Origin of the sequence: Bacteroides sp. CAG:633 (assembly GCF_000435115.1) — a bacterium.
In the GTDB taxonomy this organism is placed as follows: domain Bacteria; phylum Bacteroidota; class Bacteroidia; order Bacteroidales; family Bacteroidaceae; genus Bacteroides; species Bacteroides ndongoniae.
Genome location: NZ_FR883108.1, coordinates 1 through 940 on the forward strand (window position 1 = coordinate 1; position 940 = coordinate 940).

General features: G+C 39.0%; 1 protein-coding gene. It reads left to right on the forward strand.

Annotation, left to right across the window (positions count from 1 at the left end; genetic code table 11):
- The first annotated feature begins 234 nt into the window (after positions 1–234).
- Positions 235–330 carry a hypothetical protein gene (locus QVP67_RS15685; RefSeq protein ID WP_353958162.1) on the forward strand — a complete coding sequence of 32 codons (96 nt, stop codon included), beginning with the start codon at positions 235–237 and terminating at the stop codon, positions 328–330.
- Positions 331–940 lie beyond the last annotated feature (610 nt).

A 940-nucleotide genomic window follows, 5' to 3' on the forward strand; every position in this document is an offset into this window, starting at 1 on the left:
GTTGTATTTTTACAACATTAGACCTCCCAAAGCCTCTCAATGATGCTCAAATCTGGGGGGGCGTTTTATTTTTATACCCTATGGGCATTTAATCTGACAAGGTCTATACATACCCCATTGAAATTGCCACCCTGCTGAAAAACAGAAGTTGGGACGTTAGGGACTCCCAACGGACGGAGCATTATATCCGAAACATTGGCTATTACCCCATACCGTTTCGATAAGAAATTGCGATTGTTTCTCTTTAACGATATAGAGAAAGTAGAGATTGCCTTGCACAGCGCATTGACAAACATCGTGACGAGGAAATTGGCAATATTTTCTGGATAACAGATGGGAGTTTGTTTGTAAATGCTGACAATTTCAACCGAACCATGACATTGGTTGACAAGGAGCTGAAAAGTTCAAAGGAGGAGTCCATCCTGCACTTCAAAAGAGAATATGAAAGGTTACTTGCAACAGTAATTGGCAGATTTTCCGATGATAGACATCAAGGTTTGGTTTACCTACGAGCTGACAAGAAGAACCGTTGTGGAAATAATAGTCCTATAGACTGAACATATATGTTCCATTATTCCGCCTGCATTTTGCGAATGACCATAAAAGACAGGCGGATTTCCTTTTTGAGTATATCAAGACAGTATATGAAATATTCATCTAGGTTAGTCTTCTGCCTTAGTTCCTACATACTTGTACGAAGTTCCTCTTCATTGGAAGACAGAAGTATCACATTAATAATCCGAGGATACAATGCCTTAGCTTTATTGGTATATCGGCAAAATATCTGCCCTATTAATGAGCAATACTGAGATTTTCTGCGCAGACTGGCCTGCCTCCAACAATCTGCATCTTCTGATCCAACTTTCTTGGCGACTTTGTACCTATTGTTATTTTCGATACTGCTCAATATATCATATAATATGCAAATACAGCAATTATA